Here is an 18,848-nt window from a genome sequence, read left to right on the forward strand (position 1 = left end):
CTCGCTGCCGTGATCGCGCCGGACCAGATGCAGGCACAGGTCCACTCCGGCGGCGGCGCCGGCGGAGGTGAGCACGTCGCCGTCGTCGACGAACAGGACGCCGGGATTGACCTTGACGCGGGGGAACGTGCGCTGGAAGTGCTCTGCCTCCCGCCAGTGCGTGGTCGCCGGGCGGTCGTCCAGCAGTCCCGCGGCGGCCAGCACATACGATGCCGTGCAGATCGACACGATGCGGGTGCCCGGCCGGATGCGGGACAACGCCTCGGCCACGGGTTCGGGCAGCAGGCCGTGCTCGCGCGCCGGTCCGAGGGCATCGGACGGCGGGATCACCACGGTGCCGGCGTCGGCGAGTGCATCGGCGTCGTGCTCGACGCCGATGGTGAAGCCCGCGCTGCTGGTCACCGGTCGCCCGCCGAGGGTGCAGGTGATCACTTCATAGAGCGGTTCGCCGCCGGGCCCGGTGGCCTCGCCGAAGATCCTTGAGGGAATGCCTAGTTCGAACGGGATGACGCCGTCGAGCACGAGAACGACTACACGGTGCATGGCCAGATCCTGGCACAAAATGGCATTCAGCCAAATGGTGACCGCCTGCCTCTGGTTGCAGACTGGGCCGCGCGCAGCGGCGTCCGGCACATCGAAGAGGAGCACGTACGGCATGAGCGAGAGCACCCAGTGGATGCGGGCGATCATCGTGGACTCATGGGGCGGACCAGAGCACCTACGGGAGACCGATCTGCCCCGCCCCACACCCGGCCCGTGCGAGATCCTGGTGCGGGTCCACGCGGCGGGGGTCAACGCGGCCGACTGGAAGCAGCGGGCGAGCGGCGGCCTCGGGCTGTGGGAAGATCCACCCGCCGTCGGCTGGGACGTCTCGGGCACGGTCGAGGACGTCGGCATGGGGGTGACATTGTTCCAGGAGGGCGACCACGTCTTCGGAATGCCGCGCTTCCCCCACCAAGCCGGGGCGTACGCGCAGTACGTGACCGCGCCCGCTCGGCACTTCGCCCGCAAACCACCCAACATCGACCATATCCAGGCGGCGGCCCTGCCGCTGGTCTCGCTGACGGCCTGGCAGGCGCTCTTCGACACCGCGCACCTCCAGCCCGGCCACCGGGTCCTGATCCACGCCGCCGCCGGCGGCTTCGGGCACATCGCTGTCCAGATCGCCAAGACCCGCGGCGCCCACGTCATCGGCACCGCGCGCCGCGACAAGCACGCTTTCCTGCGCGGACTCGGCGCCGACGAACTCATTGACTACACCACCACGGACTTCGCCACCGCCGTCCGGGACGTCGATGTCGTGCTCGACACCATCGGCGGCGATTACGGGACCCGTTCCTTGAGCGTGCTACGCGCCGGGGGAACGCTGGTCTCGCTCGCCTCACCGGCCGATGACGCCCTCAAGCCGCACGCCGCGACGCTCGGCATCCGCGCCGGATTCATGCTCGTCGAACCCGATCACGCCACCCTGACCGTCATCGCCGACCTGGCGGCCACCGGTCGGCTCCGTCCCACGATCGAGACCGTCCTCCCCCTCTCGCAGGCCGCCAAGGCACACAGTCTGGGCGAGACCGGCCGCACCACCGGCAAGATCGTCCTCAACGTCGAGTGAAGTGTGGATCTTGGGCATCTGCAGCGGCGGCGAACACCTCATCGGCGCCAACGGCGAGGCCGCCTCTTGCGGTGGGCTCTCGCGATGGCTGCGCTACCTGCCTGGGTGACATAGGTAGTGCTTGAGGTAATTCATCGGTCCCATACGGGTGGTTCCCGAGGTCAGGCTTGTGCCATCGAACGATCACAGCCGCCGCGTCAGCGGCTATCAGGGGGCGCACCATGAACAGCACATGCAATTGCACCGCACTGCTCAGGCCGAGGGCGGGGCTTCTGACACAGCGAAGCCATTGGGATCGGACGCATCCAACCATCCCGGACGTCACCCACGAGCTTCTCAATGCTCTAACTGGCGTGCGCGTCCACTTGGAGGAGGCCGGTCTGTACCCGCAGCACGCGTCCGTGGCCGTTGACGGGGCTCTGCACGCCCTCACCCGCTTGGAGGCCATGATCAGCGACCTCTTGCGAGAAACCGGGCCGTCACATGACCGGGTCCAGGCGAAGCACCTGACCCTTGGAACAGCGGACGGGCGATGGCATCAACTTGGATGTCGAGTGGCCGCCAACGCCACCCACGAGCTTCTTACTCCTCTTACAGGAGTGCGCGCCAATCTGGAGGAGGCTCACATGCACCCGGAAGACGCGCCCGTAGCTGTCCACAATGCCCTGTACACACTCAGAAGGCTGGAAGCGATTGTCGCTGACCTAATCGTGCTGACTTTGATTCCAGGCCGCCCGGACGGCGTCAATCAGTCCATGGACCTGGCATGCTTGGTGGCCGCCGACGTTGCACGCCGCCAGTCGAGCCGGATACGTCCTCCCTGCCATATCCAGATGGAGCTGACGAAAGGGGCGATTGTCGACGGATCGTTCTCGCTGCTGACGAGGATCGTGACAACCCTGATCGATCATGCGGCAGCCTTCGCAGCCACCAGAGTCTCGGTCGCCGTCCTCCGCCACGGGCGATCTGTCATGTTGAGTGTGAGCAATGACGGTGACGTCATCCGAGAGGACGATCGCGAGCGGATTTTCGAGCCGTTCCACCAGCGAGACACCGACAGACGCACCACATATGGCGCCACCGGCGTCGGTCTCACCGTAGCCAGGGAGATAACCGAAGCCTACGGCGGGAACATCAGGGTCGAGAACGTCCACCCCGGCGTGCGATTCCTTGTCCGTCTGCCGTTCTCGTCCTCGGAGGCCGCGGAGGAAGAATCATCGGAGGGCAGAAGACCGGTGCATTCGCCCGCCTGACGTGCAGAATCTGACCTGGCTGGGATGCACGCGCAGCCCAGGCGCCGCCGGCATCGGGACGTTCACGTCCGGGGGATGAGCGTCCCCTTGGGCTCGAAGATCCGGCGGCCGGCTCGGCTGGTCCGCCTGGCGACGCCGTCACCAAGCCCGCGCCGGCCACTACCGAAGACAAGCCACCCAACGATCACGAAAATCGTGGTCTTACTCGTCATGGTTTCCGCAGGCAGAAAGACCTTCGTGTGGAATAGACAAGGCGGCGGAGGCGTTGCGTGTGCCCTGTCAGAAGCCTTCGTTCCGCCAGGGGAGGCGACCGCGCGTTGATCCCCGAGTGGGATCACGGCATCACCGGCATCAAGGAGGCCCGCTGATGGTCAGTGTGAGTATTGAGACTGCGGAAGAGACAGAGGAGCGGCTACGTCGTGTGATCTCCCAGGCTGACCTCGTCGTGCATGACGGCGTCTGGTGTTTTCAAGAGTTTCCGGCCGACCAACCGCCGGCGCTCACCGGCGAGACACTGGCGGTCGTTCGGGACCAGGAGAGTTGGAGCCGCCTGGTCCCGCTCACCCAGGAACGCGACGGTGTCGAACGTTTCGGAATCTTCTCTTTTCACTTCGCCGGCCATGTGGACAACAGCGGTTTCGTCGGCTGGCTGGCCACCCATCTCAAGGTTGAGCTGGGGACAGGCGTATTTGTCATCTGCGGCAGCAACCGCGCCCGAGGCGGCATCTATGACTATTGGGGCTGTCCTATCGACTTGCTGGATGAGGCCATCGGGGTCGTCAGGACGCTGCGAGGCAGCTGACCTGCACGGCAAGCGGCGATCTATCCACGAACGATGAGGATCACGATCTACAGCTGGATGTCCCTTCCAGATGAAGTCGGCGGAAGGGACAGGCACGCAGAGATTGGCGCAGATCATGAAAGCGGTCAGGACGGCGTCATAGACGGCGGGCCAGCCGTGGCGGCGCCCCGGACGCGCTCCATCGTTGACCGGCGCCCCAGTCGTGAAATGACCACCTATGGGGGCAGCCGTGCCACCGCGCTCAGCGCTGGGCCTCGGCCGGCGGGAGCTGCCCGGTGGTCTGGTGCAGGTGTTCGGCGAAGAACGTGTCGATGCGGTCCCACGCGTCGTCGGCGGCCTCCTGCCGGAACCCGGCCTTGGCGAGGATCCGCGTGATGAGCAGCGGCTTGTGCTTGTTGAGGAAGCCGTGTCCGGCTTCGGGGTATTCGCGGACGTCGTGGGGGACGTCCAGACTGGTCAGCGCCTCTTGCAGGCGGGCGGCGGCGCCCCGCAGGCTGGCGTCCCGTCCGCCGTAGCTCGCCACGACCGGGCAGACGCCGGTCAACGCCTGGGCGGTGTCCTTGGGGACCGTGCCGTAGTTGACGGCGGCCGCCGCGTAGTCAGGCTGCGCCGCCGCGAGGAGAGCGAAGCCGCCCCCCATACAGAAGCCGATCACTCCGATGCGGCCGGTGCAGTCCGGTCGTCCGGCGAGCCACGTCCGTGCGGACTCCAGCTCGTCGAAGCTCCGCCCGCGCTGCGCGGACAGTTCCCGGAAGGAGCGCATGACGCAGCGCAGCCGGGAGGCGCCGGTCTCGACGCGGAAGGTGCGGCGGTTGCGGGCTTGTTCCGTCAGCGGAGTTTGGGGAGTACATCGGCGGCGAGGCGATCCATCTGCTCGAAGTCGTCGAACATCGGATTGAGCAGGATCATGTCGGCACCGGCGTCGATCACGTCGCGGATGCCCCGCACGCAGTCGTCCGGCGTGCCCGCCACGGCCACCGGGGCCAGGTCTCTCAGCCCGAAATAGCCGTAGAGAGCATCGAGTGAGGCGGCGATCCGTTCGCGGGCACGCGCGGCGTCGTCGTCCACGGCGATGTAGATCCGCTTGGCGATAGGGAAGCCGGCGGGGTCGCGCTGCTGGTCGTGGAGCGCCTGCCGGATGATGCGCACGTGCTCGGCGAACTGCGCCGTGGTACTGGAACCCGCCCCGAAGAAGCCGTCGCCGAGACGGACGGCTCGCTGCAGCGATGCCGGTGCGGTGGCGCCGAACCAAATGGGCGGGTGCGGCTTCTGGTAGGTCTTCGGCTCCATCGCCGCGTCGGACAAGCGCCAGAACCGCCCGTCGAAGTCGACTCGGTCTTCGCTCCAGAGCTCCTTCATCAATCGCAGCCCTTCGGTGAATCGCGCGACGAAACTGTCCGGCTCCACGCTGAAGGCCGCGAACGGCCGGAACCGCCCGCCGGTGGTGATCGCGATATCGAGCCGGCCGCGGCTGAGCTGGTCGAGCGAGCTCAGACTCTTGGCCAGGTGAACCGGGCTGTGCAGCGAGCTGATGAACGCGGCACAGCCGAGCCGGATCCGATCGGTGCAGGCGGCGGCGTAGGTCATGGTCTCGACCGGCCCGAGATGCGGCATGGTGCCGAGCGGCTGCTCGCCGGTCCAGGCGCTGTGGAAGCCGAGTTCCTCGGCGCGGGTGAGATACCGCCGCAGCGCGGCGGGGTCGAAGCTGCCGTCGGAGACGTACTGCGGGATGGAGATGGCGAATCGCATGGATCGAACCGTACGCCCGCTTGGTTACGAAATACAAGTAGATGGTGGTGCAAGAGAAGCAGGTGCTAAGCTTCCGCTCGTGCGAAGCTATGGCGAGGCGTGTGCCACAGCCCATGCACTCGACCTGGTCGGCGAGCGATGGGCGCTGCTCGTGGTGCGCGATCTGCTGCTCGGCCCCAAGCGGTTCTCCGACCTCGAACGCGGCATGCCCGGGATCAACGCCCGGATCCTCGCCCAGCGGCTCCGCGAGCTGGAGGAGGCCGCCGTGGTCCGGCGACGCCGGCTCGGCCCGCCCGTCAGCGCGACGGTGTACGAGCTGACCGAGTGGGGGGCGGACCTGAGACCGGTCATCACGCACCTCGGCCGGTGGGGCCGCCGGTCGCCTCGGCTCGACCCGGACGCCGACATCGGCGCCGACGCGGCGGTCCTCGCGCTACGCCAGCGTTTCGACCCCGACGCCGTCGCCGGCCTGACCGCCACGTACGCGCTGCGTTTCGAGTACGACCAGTTCACGATCCAGGTCACCGACGGAAACCCGCACATCACCCGCGAGAACCCGGCCGACCCCGACGCCGTTCTGATCACCGACCCCGGTACGTTCGGCGCGCTCGTGACGAAGCGGCTGACCGTCCACGAGGCGCTTGCGCAGGAACGGTTGACGGTCACCGGAGACAGAGCGGCCGTCGAGCGGCTGTTCGCGGCTGTACCGGGCACGGAGTGAGCGAAGCACCGCTCTGACGAGCGGGGGCGTCCTGCTCGTCATGCAGATCCACCCCCGCCGGCGCGCTGCGCTCCGCGACGGCGGCGACGGCCAGAAGCTGCGCACGATGTCCATGCTCGCGGGGATCTACAACCTGCTGTGGGCGATCGTCGTCGTCCTGATGACCGTCCGGCCGGGCTGCGGCGGGGAGACGTGATCGGCGCTGGTCCCGTCCGCGGCCGGCGCCCGATGGCGTGCCCTCATCCCAGGCGCCGGCGGGCTACTCGCCCTACGGCGCCTTCGACTCCACGCCCGCCCACAAGTCGGATGACATGCGCGACACCTACGCGGACCTGCCGTTCCCCTGGACGGACCGGACGCTGAACACGGCACGCTTCGCGCAAAGCGTCCAGATGCGGCCTGCGGTCGTTGATGTCGGCCGGGCCGCACACGAGAAGCGATGCTCAGCCAGCGCTGCTCTGATAGGGCCCGACTTGCCGCCACCAATGCCGGGACAAGCCCCGAACCGGACGAGGCCAGGGCTTCCACGGGAATCTGCCTTCTCATCGGTTAGACGGCACACCGCAAGTGCAACTCACGGGTTGCGCCTGATGATGCGACATGCAACTATAGGTTGCGTCTTATGTCCACAGTGAAGGAGTCCTTCTCATGAGTGAAGACCGGATCGAGCGCGAAACGTTGATCGCGGCATCGCTGGAGCGCGTGTGGTCGCTCGTCGCCACGCCAGGCTTCTGGGTGGCCGACGAGGCGACCGTGGCCGGTACCGTGGCCAGGGAGGGCGCGTCGTTGGTCGCGCAGAACCCCAATCTCGGTGAGGTCTCGGTGCGCGTGGAGAAGGTCGAGCCGCCGACGTACGTGGCGTACCGCTGGGCAAGCGCGTTCCCCGGCCAGGAGTTGCGTGAGGACAACAGCACCCTGGTCGAGTTCACGTTGACCTCGGAGGGCGACAAGACGCGTCTGCGCGTCGTCGAGAGCGGGTTCGCGGCACTGAGCACGTCCGAGGAGTTGCGCGACGAGGCGGTACGGTTCAACACCAGCGGCTGGTCTCAGGTGTTCGACGCGCTCAAGAACCGCGCCGAACAGGCCGGATGACCACAGAGGAACGTCGCGACGCCGTCGAGGAGGTCGGCAGCGTCCTTGTTGCCCTGGCCGACCCGACGCGACGTCAACTGCTCGACCTGCTCGCCGCGCAGGGCGAGGCCACCGCGACGACGCTCGCCGAACGGCTGCCCGTCTCGCGGCAGGCGATCGTCAAGCACCTCGCCGTCCTGGACGCCGCCGGACTGGTGTCCGGCAGCCGGGTGGGACGGGAGGTGCGGTACGCGGTGAGGCCCGCCGCTCTGGATGCGACTGCGCAGTGGATGGCTTCGGTCGCGGCCGAGTGGGACAGGCGGCTGGCGGCGATCAAGCGCATCGCCGAGGCGGCCGAACTGGAACAGGGCTAGCCCGCCAGTAGTAGGTGTTCGACCCCCGCTGGGACCGGGGCACGAACGACCGCCTTCGTGAGTGAACCCGAAGGCAGGTCTGGAAAAGGGGCTCACAGCACACCCCGGGCCGCGGGGTGTCCTGAGCCTGCCATGAAACCGACTGAAGCCGGGCCCGGCGCGGGCCGCCGGCTCGCCGACGGTCCATGTGGATGGATCACTTTGGGCGGCCCGGCACGACGCCTTGCATGCCCAGCTCTCCGCGAAGGCCACGGCGGCCGCAACCCGCGGCGGTCGACGGGGAGAGATCCGCGACGACCCCCCGGGGGGGACGCGTCTTCGACCGGGCCGGACCGATGTTGTACCACATCGGGTTCTTGAGAAAGGGAACCGTCTCTTGACCACTGACACGACCTCGCCGCCCCACTTCACCAGCCGGCAGCGGTTGATCCTGCTGATCCTGCTCGGCGCCGGGTTCATGCTGTCCGTCGACTTCTCCATCCTGAACGTCGCGCTGCCGGAGGTGGGCGAGGGCATCGGGCTGGATCTGACGGCGTTGCCCTGGGTCGCCTCCGCCTATGCCTTGCCCGCGGCGGGCTTCACCCTCCTTTTCGGACGGTTGGCCGACCTGTTCGGCCGCCGCCGGTTGTTCATCGCGGGGATGGTCCTGCTGGCCGCCGCCTCGCTGCTCGGCGGCTTCGCCACCAACCCCGAGATGCTGCTGACCGCCCGCGCGCTCCAGGGGCTGTCCACCGCCTTGTCCATCCCGGCCTCGCTGTCCCTGCTCACCACCACGTTCGAGGAGGGCGCGACTCGTGACCGCGTCCTGGGCCTCAACGGCGCGCTGCTGTCCGGTGGCTTCACCATCGGCGCGCTCGTCGGCGGCGCCCTGGTCAGCCTGCTGAGCTGGCGCTCGGCGTTCTTCATCAACACGCCCGTGGCAGTGGTCATCCTCGCGCTCACGCCGTTCCTGATCACCGAGAGCAAGCTGCCCGACCGGGTCAAACTGGACGTGCCCGGCGCGATCACCGTGACCGGCGGTCTGCTGGCCGTCGTCTACGCGATCATCGAGCAGAGCATCCTCGTGGGTGTCATCGGCATCGCGCTGCTGGCCGCGTTCTGGGTGATCGAGCTGCGCGCGGCCGCGCCGCTCGCCCCGGTCCGCATCCTGGGGCGCCCGACCGTCAAGTGGGGCAACTACGCCGGTCTCGTGGTGTTCAGCATGGAGACGGCGATGATCTTCATGATGACGCTGTACCTCCAGAACATCCTCAAGTTCAACCCGCTCGTCACCGGCCTGATCTTCGGTGTCCCCGGGCTGGCGGCGGTGCTCGCGGGCCCGATCGCCGGTCGTCTCATCGGCCGCTACGGCTACCGCAAGGTGCTGCCGGCCGGTCTGGCCGTGCAGAGCCTCGCCACGGTCCCGCTGATCTTCATCGGCTCCGGCCGCCTGGGGCTGGCCGTCCTGATCCCGGCACTGCTCATCAGCTTCTTCGGGCACGTGACGTCCATCGTGGCCTACACGGTCACCGGCACCTCCGGCCTGCCGAACGAGGAGCAGGGCCTGGCCACCGGCCTGACGACGATGACCCAGAACGTCGCCATCACGATCGGCATCCCGATCCTGAGCGCGATCGCCGCCACCCAAGCGTCGCAACTGAACGGTATCCACCTGGCCCTGACCGTGAACGTGATCGTCACGCTCGTCAGCGTCACGCTCACCTGGATCGGCCTCCGGCCACGCGCCGAGCAGAGCGCGGCTACGTCGGCCCTGCCAACGGCGAGCTAGGCCTAGGGCGGAAACCGACCGCGTTTCACCGAACCGGGGCAATCCGGTTCGAACGGGAAAGGTGGGCCAGCCAGACGCGCGAGGTTCCGGAGACATCGCGATGAGCCCCGCGGTCGCCGACTCGGCACGGCACCCGCAACACACTCGCACCGCAGCTCCCGCTGCGGCCACGAAAGAGGAGAACACCCAGTGGATCTGCAACTGACAGGTAAGACCGCGGTCGTCACCGGCGGCAGCAAGGGGATTGGCCTGGCGCTCGTCCGCACCCTGCTCGCCGAGGGGATGCGCGTGGTCACCGGCTCACGCACCATCACGGCGGAGCTGAAGGAGACCGGGGCCGTGCCCGTGACCGTCGACCTCTCCACGGCCGAGGGGCCGGCCGAGCTCATCGACAGGGCCCTCGTCGAGCTCGGTGGCATCGACCTGCTCGTCAACAACGTGGGGGTCGGCGATACCGACGACTTCGCCAAGGGCGCCCTGCTCAATCTGCTCGAGCTGCCGGACGACGCCTGGGAGCACACCTTCAACCTGCACTTCTACAGCGCGCTGCGGGTCAGCCGCGCCGCGCTCCCCAGTCTGATCGAGCGCAGGGGCACGATCATCAACATCTCCTCGGTCGGGGCGCGTGCCCTCGCCGCCGGACCCGCCGACTACAACGTATCCAAGGCCGCGCTCAGCGCCCTCACCAAAGTGATCGCCGAGCAGTTCGGGGGGCAGGGCGTGCGCGCCGTCACCGTGTCGCCGGGACCGGTCCGCACCGGGGTGTGGGCCGACCCGGACGGCTTCGTCGGCCGCCTCGCGAGGGAGCAGGGCGTCTCCCACGACGCGTTCGTGGAGCAGCTGATAAGCGGGAGCGGCGTAACCACCGGCCGCATCGCCGCACCGGAGGAGGTGGCGCGGCTCATCGCGTTCCTGGCCTCGCCCATCAACATCACCGGCAACGAGTATCTCATCGACGGAGGAATGATCAAGAACGTCTGACCTTCGCGGGCCGCGTGCCGCCTGACATTTGTCGTGTCCATGACGGCGTCATTGGTAGTGAGGATGGGGGCGTGTGAAGGCCTCCGTCGCCCCCGCTCCCACTGCCGAATCCCGAACTGATCCCCGAGGCGGGGGGCCGCCCGCATCGGCCGGATACAGGTGACCGTCTGCAGCCGGCGCGGTCAGGTAGGGGCGCGGCAACGGCCCGTTCGCCCGCGGACGCTAAGCGCCCCAGCCCCACTGCGACGGGCGGAACTCTTCCCATGGGGTCGGCCGCTGCCCTGTGACCGGCGTGGCCCCTCTGCACTGGAGTCGCGACACGGGAGCGATGGCGAGCTGAGACACCGATCACATTGTCCGGCACGACGTCACACGCCGATCCCGATGACCCTCTCAGGAGAGCGAACGAAACGAGACGGCGTGAGATCACGGCTGCGCCCCCATGCGCGTGGGCCGCTTTCCTCGATGCCGGACCGCGAGCGCGCGAGGCCATCGGCGTCTCATCCGCTCAATCCTTAAGGAGGGGCTGGTCATGACCGTCCTCATCGCCAGAGCCACCGGCGCCATTGGTCGTCTGATCGTGGAGCAGATCGTCGACCGAGGCACCCGGGTGCGTGCCGTTGGCCGCACCCCCGAGACCGCTACCCGGCCCGCAGAGTGAACGTCGTCCAGGATGATCCGTCACGGCGGAGACGACCGTCTCCCACACGACGCTGTCCAGGCCGTCTTCCGCCCACCTTCGGCGAGCCCGCTGACAACCTGCTCGCCTGGTCGGAGAGCGGGGGACGGGGCTGTCGGCGACGAACAGCGGCAACCCGTACGAGCTGCAAACCTCGCGCCATCGGGGCGCCCCAGCAAGGGGGAGAACGTTCTCGGCCGCCCCTCCTGCACGTTCGCCGACTGGGTCGCCGACCATGCCGGTGCTCGGGTCCGCTCGCGAACGCCGGGGTGCCGCAGTCATGGCTGGTCTGGCCGATCGGCGCGCTCAAGACCCTGGGCGTGCTCGGCCTCCTCGGCATGCCGCTCATTGGCACCGGGGCGGCGGCCGGGCTCGTCCTGTCCGACCCCGCCCTGTCGCTGACCGTGACCCGCTGACCAGTCCGTCGCAGGCCGCCGCGCGGCTCGCCAGGACGGGGAGTCCGATTCCATGAGACCGTTTGAAGTTGTTCTGTCGCTCGCCGGGCTGGTGGCGTCCACGGTGTTGGCGGTTCCCCGGCTCCGCGGGTGGCGCCTGGCGGGCTGTCTGCTGCTCCTGGCTCCGGCGGCGGCCGTCGTCCAGGCGGCCGTGGAGGGTCCGCGCTGGCCGCTGGTCCCGGTGTACGTGCTGGCCGGGCTGTTGCCCTTGACGTGGTGGGTGGGCCGCGCGGTGCGTCCGGGCCGGTTCGTCGTCGTCCTCGGGACCTTGGGGGGTGCGGTCGCGCTCGCCGTCTCCGTGGCGCTGCCCGTGGCGGCGCCGGTGTTCCGGTTCCGCGCGCCGACCGGACCGTACGGGATCGGCACCACGACGTATCACTGGGTGGACGCGAGTCGGCCGGAGCTGTTCACCGCCGACCCCGGCGACCATCGTGAACTCCTGGCCCAGGTCTGGTACCCGGCCGAGAAGGACGTCCCGGGCCCACACGCCCCGTACATCCCGGACGCCGACGCCGTCACCCCCGTGATGGCGCAGCTGTTCCGCTTCCCGGACTTCGCTTTGACCCATTTCCGGTACGTGACCACGCATGCCGTAGAAGGCGCGCCCGTCGCACGCCTGCCGGCCCGCTACCCCGTACTCGTCTACCTGACCGGGCTCAACGGATTCCGCGCGGCCAGCACGTTCCAGATCGAAGAACTCGTCTCGCACGGCTACGTCGTCGTGGGGCTCGACCAGCCAGGCGCCGTCGCGGCCGTACGGCTCCCCAGCGGACGGCTGATACCGGGGCGGCCGAGAGAAGAGATGCAACCCCTGGTGACCCAGAGCGTCACCCCGCAGCCGACGGCGCCGACTCTCCACGGACAGGCCCTGCCGAACGGCATCATCCCCTACTTCGCACAGGATGTCAGTTTCGCCCTCGACCGGCTGGCCGGGCTCGACGCCGACGACCCCCACCGCCTCCTGACCCGCCGCCTCGATCTGCACCGCGCCGGGGTCTTCGGGATATCCCTGGGCGGGATGAACGCCGCCAAGGCGTGCCTGGAGGACGCGCGCCTGAAAGCGTGCCTCATCATGGACGTGGACCTCCCCGCGGACGTGGTCGGGAAGGGCCTGCGCCAGCCGACCATGCTCATCACCCGCGACGCCGGCACGATGCGCCTGGAACGCGAGCGGGCCGGCGGCTGGCCAGAGGAGGACATCGCACGCACCCGGCGCACCATGCGCGCGGTCTACGACGGCCTGCCGGGCGACGGCTACTACCTGGAGATCCCGGGGATGTTCCACCTCAACTTCACCGACGCACCGTCGTGGTCGCCGCTCACGCCGCAGCTCGGCATGTGCGGCCCGATCGGCGGCGGGCGCGGGTTCGACATCGTCGACGCCTACTCCGTGGCGTTCTTCGACCGTCACCTTGCAGACCGCCCGTCGGCCCTGCTGACCGGCGCGTCGAAGCCGTACCCGGAAGTGACGATGGCCACCAGAACGCGGTCGTAGGCACATCCGCCCCGCCGCGCCCCGCAGCCTGGCCATCCCGCAGGGCAGCAGCTCCCCGCGAGACCCGCATTGCCGGGCTCCTCCCCGGAGGCCGCGGGTCACCTCCGGGTCTCCATGACCCGCAAGGCCTCACCTTGCTGGACGTGGATTCACTGGGCGTAGACGGGCAGCAGGACGTTGACGTTGTGTCCGGCTCACTCGGCACCCTGGGGGTGGGGAACGCCTGAGCTGCCAGACGAACAGCACTACTCCGCCCCAGGGTGGACAAGGCGACGGCCACGCTGAGGTCTTCGCGGCGATCAGTCCGCTGGACCTGCCTGCCGAGATAGACGCCCCGCAGGTATGCGTTCCCGGCATCGCAGTGTCCGTTATCGGCATTGGCATTCGTGCCACGAGCGCATCGAGACTTTGGATATGACGACCACCTGTGGACCACTCGACGGTCTCATTGTCGTGGCACTCGAACAAGCTGTAGCCGCACCGTTCGCCAGTCGCCAGCTCGCCGATCTGGGGGCGCGTGTCATCAAGGTCGAAAGGCCTGACGGTGGAGACTTCGCTCGTGGATACGACACGACGGTCAACGGCCTGTCCAGCCACTTCGTGTGGCTCAATGCCGGTAAGGAGAGCGTCGTGGCGGATCTCAAAGCCGCAGACGGACGAAAGCTGCTCGATCGGCTCCTGGAACACGCTGACGTTTTTATCCAGAATCTGTCTCCACGAGCTGCTCGCGCGCTCGGTGTGTCCGCCCGTCAGCTGACGGCCCGAAATCCACGCCTCGTCGCGTGTGACATCTCCGGTTATGGAAGTGGCGGCCCCTACGAGGAGCGGAAGGCGTACGACCTCTTGATTCAGTCCGAAACAGGACTCGTCGCCATCACCGGTACTCCTGGTACGCCGTCGAAGGTCGGCATCTCGATCGGTGACATTGCGGCGGGCATGTACGCCTACTCCGGGATCCTGAGTGCCCTGCATCAGCGTCATCGGACGGGGCGCGGCGCAGCTCTCGAAGTATCCATGCTCGAAGCGCTGGGCGAATGGATGGGCTACGCCTACCTGTACAACCGGTACGGCGGAACGCAGCCGGCTCGAGCCGGCGCGAGCCACGCCACGATCGCGCCTTACGGTCCGGTGAGGACAGGCGGCGGGCAAGCCGTCACGTTCGGTCTGCAGAACGAGCGTGAGTGGGCCGTCTTCTGCAGCGAGGTCCTTCGGCGACCCGACCTGGTCAACGACCCACGGTTCGGTAGCAACGCGCACCGCGTCGAGCACCGCAGTGCGCTGGACCGAATTGTCGGGGGCGTCTTCGGCGAGCTGGACCTGTCCGAGGCGGTCGGTCGGCTCGAGCGCGCCGGCATTGCATACGCGCAGCAACGATCGCTAGACGAGTTCGTGACTCACCCACAGCTCGCGGCGCGGGAGCGGTGGCGCACCGCACAGACGTCGGCCGGGCCCGTCGAGGTGCTGAAGCCGGCCGTGACCGCCGATTGGCCAAACCCGTCAGGGCCGGTTCCAGCGCTCGGCGAACACACCGACGACGTGCGTGCGTGGCTCGATGCGCTCGAGGGGCCCTCGCCCGAACGGTTCGACCCGAGAGATGACGATGACGCAGAGGAAGGCGTGCAGGTATGACACGAGAGCAGGTCAGCAGCCCCGAGATCCGTGAGCACGAGGTGGAGCTCTTCCAAATGCTCATCGGGGGGAAGTCCACTGACGCGCTGTCCGGGAACACCTTTGACACGGTGAACCCGTACACCGGCCGGGTGTGGGCGAAGGCGGCGGACGGTGGTCCCGAGGATGTCGATGCGGCGGTGACGGCCGCTCGGGCGGCGTTCGAAGGTGAGTGGGGGGCGCTGACCGGTTTCGAGCGGTCCGTCCTGATGCGACGCCTCGGTGATCTTGTCGCGGCGAATGCCGAGCGGCTGGCGAGACTAGAGGTCAACGACTCCGGCAAGCTGTTTCGCGAGATGGTCGGCCAGATGAGGGCGATGAGTGGTTGGTACCACTATTACGCGGGGCTGGCCGACAAGCTGGAAGGCCGCTCGATTCCGACCCCCAATTCGGACTACCTCGTCTACACGACACGGGTGCCGGTCGGCGTCGTGGCCGCCATTACTCCGTGGAATTCGCCGCTGCTCCTGCTGACGTGGAAACTCGCCCCGGCACTGGCGGCCGGATGCACGATGGTCGTCAAGCCGTCCGAGCACTCACCGGTCTCCACGGTGGTCTTCGCGTCCCTCCTCGGCGAGGCCGGGTTCCCCGACGGCGTCCTCAATGTCGTCACCAGCCTCCGGGGCGAGGTCGGCGCCGCCCTGGCAGGTCATCCCGGCGTCGACGCTGTCGCATTCACGGGTGCCACCTCCACGGGCCGCTCCGTCGCGAGCGCCGCCGCCAAGAACCTGAGCCGGGTCACGCTCGAGCTCGGGGGCAAATCCCCGCACATCGTGTTCGAGGACGCCGACCTGCGAGCCGTTGCCAATGGTGTCATCTCCGGAGTCTTCGCGGCCACGGGCCAGACGTGCATGGCCGGGTCCCGGCTGATCGTGCACGAGTCGGTCCATGACGAACTCGTCCGGCTCATCAGCGAAAGGGCGTCCACTCTGCGTCTCGGTGACCCGCAGGACCCGGAGACCGAGATGGGGCCCATCGCCAACAAGCCGCAGTACGACAAGGTGCTCGGCTACCTGCGCACTGCCGTCGAGGAGGGTGCCCACGTCGCGTGCGGCGGAGGCCCTGACGACGAGCTCGGCGGCTACTTCGTCCGTCCCACCGTCCTCACAGGGGTCGACCCCAGCTCGACCGTGGCACGCGAGGAGATCTTCGGGCCTGTGTTGAGCGTCTACACGTTCACCGAAGAATCAGAGGCCGTTCGTTTCGCTAACGACACACCATTCGGGCTCGCGGGCGGGGTCTGGACCAAGGACGTCCACCGCGCACACCGGGTCGCAGGTCAGATCCGGGCCGGGAACGTCTGGATCAACGACTATCGCGTAGTCGCCCCCAGCGTGCCGTTCGGCGGATTCGGCGACAGCGGCATCGGCCGTGAGAACGGCATCGGCGCGGTGGACGAATACCTCGAGAACCGGGCGGTCTGGGTTCAGCTCAGTGGACGGACCCGCGACCCGTTTGTGATGGGATGAAAATGGACGAACTCCTCCTACCTGGGCCGGCCATCGGGCTGGCCGCGCTGCTCGACCTGCCGACCGACTCCATCGGTTACGGGTGGAAGCTTCCGGCCCTGTGGCACTGGATGTACTTCCTGGAACGGCCGTCCCAGTCGGACCTCGGCCCCGAGGGCCATGACAAGCACGGAGTTCCGCGCCCACCTCGAGAAGGGCTTCGGCGAATGTACGCCGGCGGGCGGGTCGAGTCGCACCGCCCGCTGGTGCTGGGGGAGGAGGCCGACTCGACACTAGAGGTCGTCGACACACGCGAACGGAACGGACGGTCCGGCTGGATGACCATCGTCACGACTCGCCGCACGATCCGGCAGCGGGGAGAGGTCGCCGTCACCGACGAGATCGACATCATCTACCGAGAGGCGACCCGGCTGGCCACCGTGAGCCCGATGGAGGCCGATCCCGTTCGCGACGAGGCCACCGGGACCGAGGTGACTGGAACGGAGGTCGCCGTCGACCAGGCTTACCTGTTCCGATTCTCGGCGCTGACCTACAACACGCACCGGATCCACTACGACGTGGACTACTGCCGCGACGAAGAGGACTACCCCGGCCTTGTCGTCCACGGCCCGTTGCAGGCCCTGCTGATGAGCGAGGAAGCGCGCCGCCATGCAGGCAGCTCGACCGTCTCGACCGGAACGCGTTTCGAGTACCGGCTGGTCTCTCCGCTGACGCTCGGTCAGGGCTTGGTCATCGACGCGGCCGAGCAGGATGGCGTCGTGGTCACCCGCGTACGGGATCGGCGGGGGCGCACCACGGCGACGGGCCGGCTCATCCGTCGGACACCGTATGAAGCATAGACGCGCCGCTCACGGGACTTGTCCGAGTGATCGGCCGAGTTTCGTGAGCGTTCCGAGGAGCGCGGCCCTGTCCTCGACGTGGCTGTTCGTGCCGGGCGACCGGCCGGAACGCTTCGCCAAGGCCGTCGCGTCAGGTGCCGACCAGGTCATCATCGACCTCGAGGACGCCGTCGCACCAAAGGCGAAAGCTCGGGCGCGGCGCGCGGCGCTGCACTGGCTCGCAGCCGGGGGTGAGTCATGGGTTCGCGTGAACGCGCCGGGAACACCCTGGTACGACGAGGACATCTCCGTCCTGGGGAGCTTGGCGGCGCTGCGGGGCATCGTGGTCCCGAAGTCGGAGCGAGCGTCAGACCTGGTGGCGCTGGCCGGTCGAGTCGCTCCGGGCACGGAGCTCATGGCGCTCATCGAGTCGGCACGAGGGGTCCTGAGCGCGGCAGCGATCGTGGACTGTGAGCCTGTCGCCCGGCTCGCCTTCGGAGCGCTCGATTTCGCTCTCGACATCGACGCGGACGACGCCGACGACGCGCTCCTCTTGGCTCGGAGCACGCTCGTCATCGCCTCGCGTGCGGCAGGCAAGCCGGCGCCGGTCGACTCGGTGACCACAAACCTGGCTCCGCCGGCAGCAGCGTCGGACGCTCGTCGGGCGCGGGCGCTGGGATTCGGGGGAAAGCTCCTCATCCATCCGGCCCAGGTGGCCCCGGCTGCCGAGGCATTCCGGCCGACGGACCGCGAAGTGGAGTGGGCTCGCGGCGTCCTGGACGCCGCTCGTGAGACCCCGAACGGAGCGGTCGGCAAGGACGGGCACATGCTCGACCGACCGGTCATCGAACGCGCCCGACGGATCATCGGCCGCGCCAGTGGTCAGAACGCGTGATGCTCGTCGCCGGCCCGTCACGACCGTGCCGGGGCCCGGAACGGCTGTCATGCGTCCCGCGCATGACCTGGGCGTCAACACGCACTTCTAACGGCGCTCGTCACAGTCAATAATGAAAGCGCTCATCGGCATAACGCGCGAGACCCGTTTCCCGCCGATGGGACCCCACATCAATTCTCTGGAGGCAGTCGCATGCCCGCCACACCCGCTCCTCACAATTCCATTGCCGTGGGAGATGTGCGAATCACCTATCTGCCGGACGGTGTCGCGCACTTCTCCTACGGGGTCTTCCCCGGCTCCTCAGAGGAGTGCTGGGTACGCCAAGCCGCACAGACCGACAACGGCCGCTGGGTGTGCAGCGTCGGCGGTTTTCTCATCGAGTCCGGCGACAAGAAGGTCCTTGTCGACCTCGGCCTCGGCGACACCGAACTCGAGGTGCCGGACTTTGTGACCGCGCGGAGCGGGAGACTGCTCAAGAGCCTCGGCGAGGCCGGCTCCGCCCCCGCCGACATCGACGTCGTCGTGTACACGCATATGCATGCCGACCACACTGGTTGGACCGTTACAGGCGATGCGCTGACCTTCGGGAACGCTCGCCATCTCGCCGGACCGGGTGAGGTGGACCACTGGCGCGCTCACGCGGAGGAGCCGTTCGCCCCGGCCCAGCAGTTGCCCTTCGCTTCACGGTTCGAGGAGTCCGTGGACGGAGAGACCATCGCGCCGGGCGTTGAGATCGTCCAAGCACCGGGACACACCCCTGGTCACCAGTGTGTCGTGGTCTCCTCAGGCACTGAGCGTGCCATTGTCCTCGGCGACACCATTCACACTGCGGCCCAGTTCGAGGAGCCCGACCTGACCTTCATGTTCGACGTCGATCCGGTTCGTGCTCGCCAGTGGCGCGAAGACGTGCTGGCGAGGCTGGAGGAAACCGGCACGACTGTCGGAGCCTGCCACTTCAGCGGCTCCGCGTTCGGACGCGTCATGACCGGGCAGGGCCGCCGGTACTGGTCTCCGCTCAGCGGGTGAGGCGAGGACCGG

At 68.1% G+C, this 18,848-nt stretch carries 20 protein-coding genes; 17 read left to right on the top strand and 3 right to left on the bottom strand.

Translation table 11 applies throughout. The features are described from left to right. The coding region (locus tag AB0J09_RS21385) for an AraC family transcriptional regulator (RefSeq protein WP_360693551.1) at positions 1-690 on the bottom strand (690 nt) is incomplete at its 3' end. On the opposite strand from AB0J09_RS21385, the gene AB0J09_RS21390 reads away from it, so the two are divergent. From AB0J09_RS21390 to AB0J09_RS21400, 3 genes are all read left to right on the top strand, one after another. After that, the gene (locus tag AB0J09_RS21390; RefSeq protein WP_360693554.1) at positions 656-1,612 is read left to right on the top strand and encodes an NADP-dependent oxidoreductase; all 957 of its coding nucleotides are present in this window, start codon (positions 656-658) and stop codon (positions 1,610-1,612) included. The two genes, AB0J09_RS21385 and AB0J09_RS21390, sit on opposite strands and share 35 nt — an antisense overlap. A gap of 554 nt (positions 1,613-2,166) precedes the next feature. Beyond that, positions 2,167-2,865 carry a HAMP domain-containing sensor histidine kinase gene (locus tag AB0J09_RS21395; RefSeq protein ID WP_360693557.1) on the top strand — a complete coding sequence of 233 codons (699 nt, stop codon included), beginning with the start codon at positions 2,167-2,169 and terminating at the stop codon, positions 2,863-2,865. A gap of 367 nt (positions 2,866-3,232) precedes the next feature. Beyond that, complete coding sequence (locus tag AB0J09_RS21400) at positions 3,233-3,667, top strand: DUF6196 family protein (protein WP_360693559.1); 435 nt, start codon at positions 3,233-3,235, stop codon at positions 3,665-3,667. A 241-nt stretch (positions 3,668-3,908) separates the two neighbouring features. On the opposite strand, the gene AB0J09_RS21405 is transcribed toward AB0J09_RS21400, so the two are convergent. Together AB0J09_RS21405 and AB0J09_RS21410 are read right to left on the bottom strand one after the other, a co-directional pair. Further along, positions 3,909-4,430: a dienelactone hydrolase family protein gene (locus AB0J09_RS21405; RefSeq protein ID WP_360693562.1), complete on the bottom strand. Its 522-nt coding sequence runs from the start codon at positions 4,428-4,430 to the stop codon at positions 3,909-3,911. 65 nt (positions 4,431-4,495) lie between these two features. Continuing rightward, a complete protein-coding gene (locus AB0J09_RS21410) occupies positions 4,496-5,416 on the bottom strand; it encodes an LLM class flavin-dependent oxidoreductase (protein ID WP_360693565.1) in 921 nt (306 codons plus the stop codon). A 79-nt stretch (positions 5,417-5,495) separates the two neighbouring features. Between AB0J09_RS21410 and AB0J09_RS21415 the strand changes: the two genes are divergently transcribed. From AB0J09_RS21415 to AB0J09_RS21480, 14 genes are all read left to right on the top strand, one after another. After that, positions 5,496-6,137 carry a winged helix-turn-helix transcriptional regulator gene (locus AB0J09_RS21415; RefSeq protein ID WP_360693568.1) on the top strand — a complete coding sequence of 214 codons (642 nt, stop codon included), beginning with the start codon at positions 5,496-5,498 and terminating at the stop codon, positions 6,135-6,137. Between the two features lie 40 nt (positions 6,138-6,177). Further along, entirely contained in the window at positions 6,178-6,333 is a 156-nt protein-coding gene (locus AB0J09_RS21420) for a hypothetical protein (RefSeq protein WP_360693571.1), read from the top strand. Positions 6,334-6,785: 452 nt separating this feature from the next. After that, entirely contained in the window at positions 6,786-7,229 is a 444-nt protein-coding gene (locus tag AB0J09_RS21425; protein ID WP_360693573.1) for an SRPBCC domain-containing protein, read from the top strand. Beyond that, positions 7,226-7,582, top strand: a complete 357-nt coding sequence (locus AB0J09_RS21430; RefSeq protein WP_360693576.1) for a metalloregulator ArsR/SmtB family transcription factor — start codon at positions 7,226-7,228, stop codon at positions 7,580-7,582. Before AB0J09_RS21425 ends, AB0J09_RS21430 begins: the two co-directional genes overlap by 4 nt. Before the next feature lie 376 nt (positions 7,583-7,958). After that, positions 7,959-9,350: an MFS transporter gene (locus AB0J09_RS21435; RefSeq protein WP_360693579.1), complete on the top strand. Its 1,392-nt coding sequence runs from the start codon at positions 7,959-7,961 to the stop codon at positions 9,348-9,350. Positions 9,351-9,539: 189 nt separating this feature from the next. Next, positions 9,540-10,331: an SDR family oxidoreductase gene (locus AB0J09_RS21440; RefSeq protein WP_360693582.1), complete on the top strand. Its 792-nt coding sequence runs from the start codon at positions 9,540-9,542 to the stop codon at positions 10,329-10,331. Between the two features lie 532 nt (positions 10,332-10,863). Continuing rightward, entirely contained in the window at positions 10,864-10,992 is a 129-nt protein-coding gene (locus AB0J09_RS21445; protein ID WP_360693585.1) for a hypothetical protein, read from the top strand. 287 nt (positions 10,993-11,279) lie between these two features. Further along, on the top strand, positions 11,280-11,426 hold the full coding sequence (locus tag AB0J09_RS21450; protein WP_360693588.1) for a hypothetical protein: 147 nt from the start codon (positions 11,280-11,282) through the stop codon (positions 11,424-11,426). A gap of 52 nt (positions 11,427-11,478) precedes the next feature. Further along, a complete protein-coding gene (locus AB0J09_RS21455) occupies positions 11,479-12,960 on the top strand; it encodes a hypothetical protein (protein ID WP_360693591.1) in 1,482 nt (493 codons plus the stop codon). Between the two features lie 414 nt (positions 12,961-13,374). Continuing rightward, a complete protein-coding gene (locus AB0J09_RS21460; protein WP_360693594.1) occupies positions 13,375-14,589 on the top strand; it encodes a CaiB/BaiF CoA-transferase family protein in 1,215 nt (404 codons plus the stop codon). Further along, positions 14,586-16,097, top strand: coding sequence for an aldehyde dehydrogenase (locus AB0J09_RS21465; protein WP_360693596.1), 1,512 nt, complete (start codon positions 14,586-14,588; stop codon positions 16,095-16,097). The genes AB0J09_RS21460 and AB0J09_RS21465 overlap by 4 nt, the downstream gene beginning before the upstream one ends. Before the next feature lie 2 nt (positions 16,098-16,099). Beyond that, complete coding sequence (locus tag AB0J09_RS21470; RefSeq protein ID WP_360693599.1) at positions 16,100-16,936, top strand: MaoC family dehydratase N-terminal domain-containing protein; 837 nt, start codon at positions 16,100-16,102, stop codon at positions 16,934-16,936. A 43-nt stretch (positions 16,937-16,979) separates the two neighbouring features. Next, positions 16,980-17,810, top strand: a complete 831-nt coding sequence (locus AB0J09_RS21475) for a CoA ester lyase (RefSeq protein WP_360693602.1) — start codon at positions 16,980-16,982, stop codon at positions 17,808-17,810. A 237-nt stretch (positions 17,811-18,047) separates the two neighbouring features. Continuing rightward, the gene (locus AB0J09_RS21480; protein WP_360693605.1) at positions 18,048-18,836 is read left to right on the top strand and encodes an MBL fold metallo-hydrolase; all 789 of its coding nucleotides are present in this window, start codon (positions 18,048-18,050) and stop codon (positions 18,834-18,836) included. Positions 18,837-18,848 lie beyond the last annotated feature (12 nt).

It is taken from the genome of Nonomuraea sp. NPDC049784, assembly GCF_040659615.1.
Classification (GTDB): Bacteria; Actinomycetota; Actinomycetes; order Streptosporangiales; family Streptosporangiaceae; genus Nonomuraea.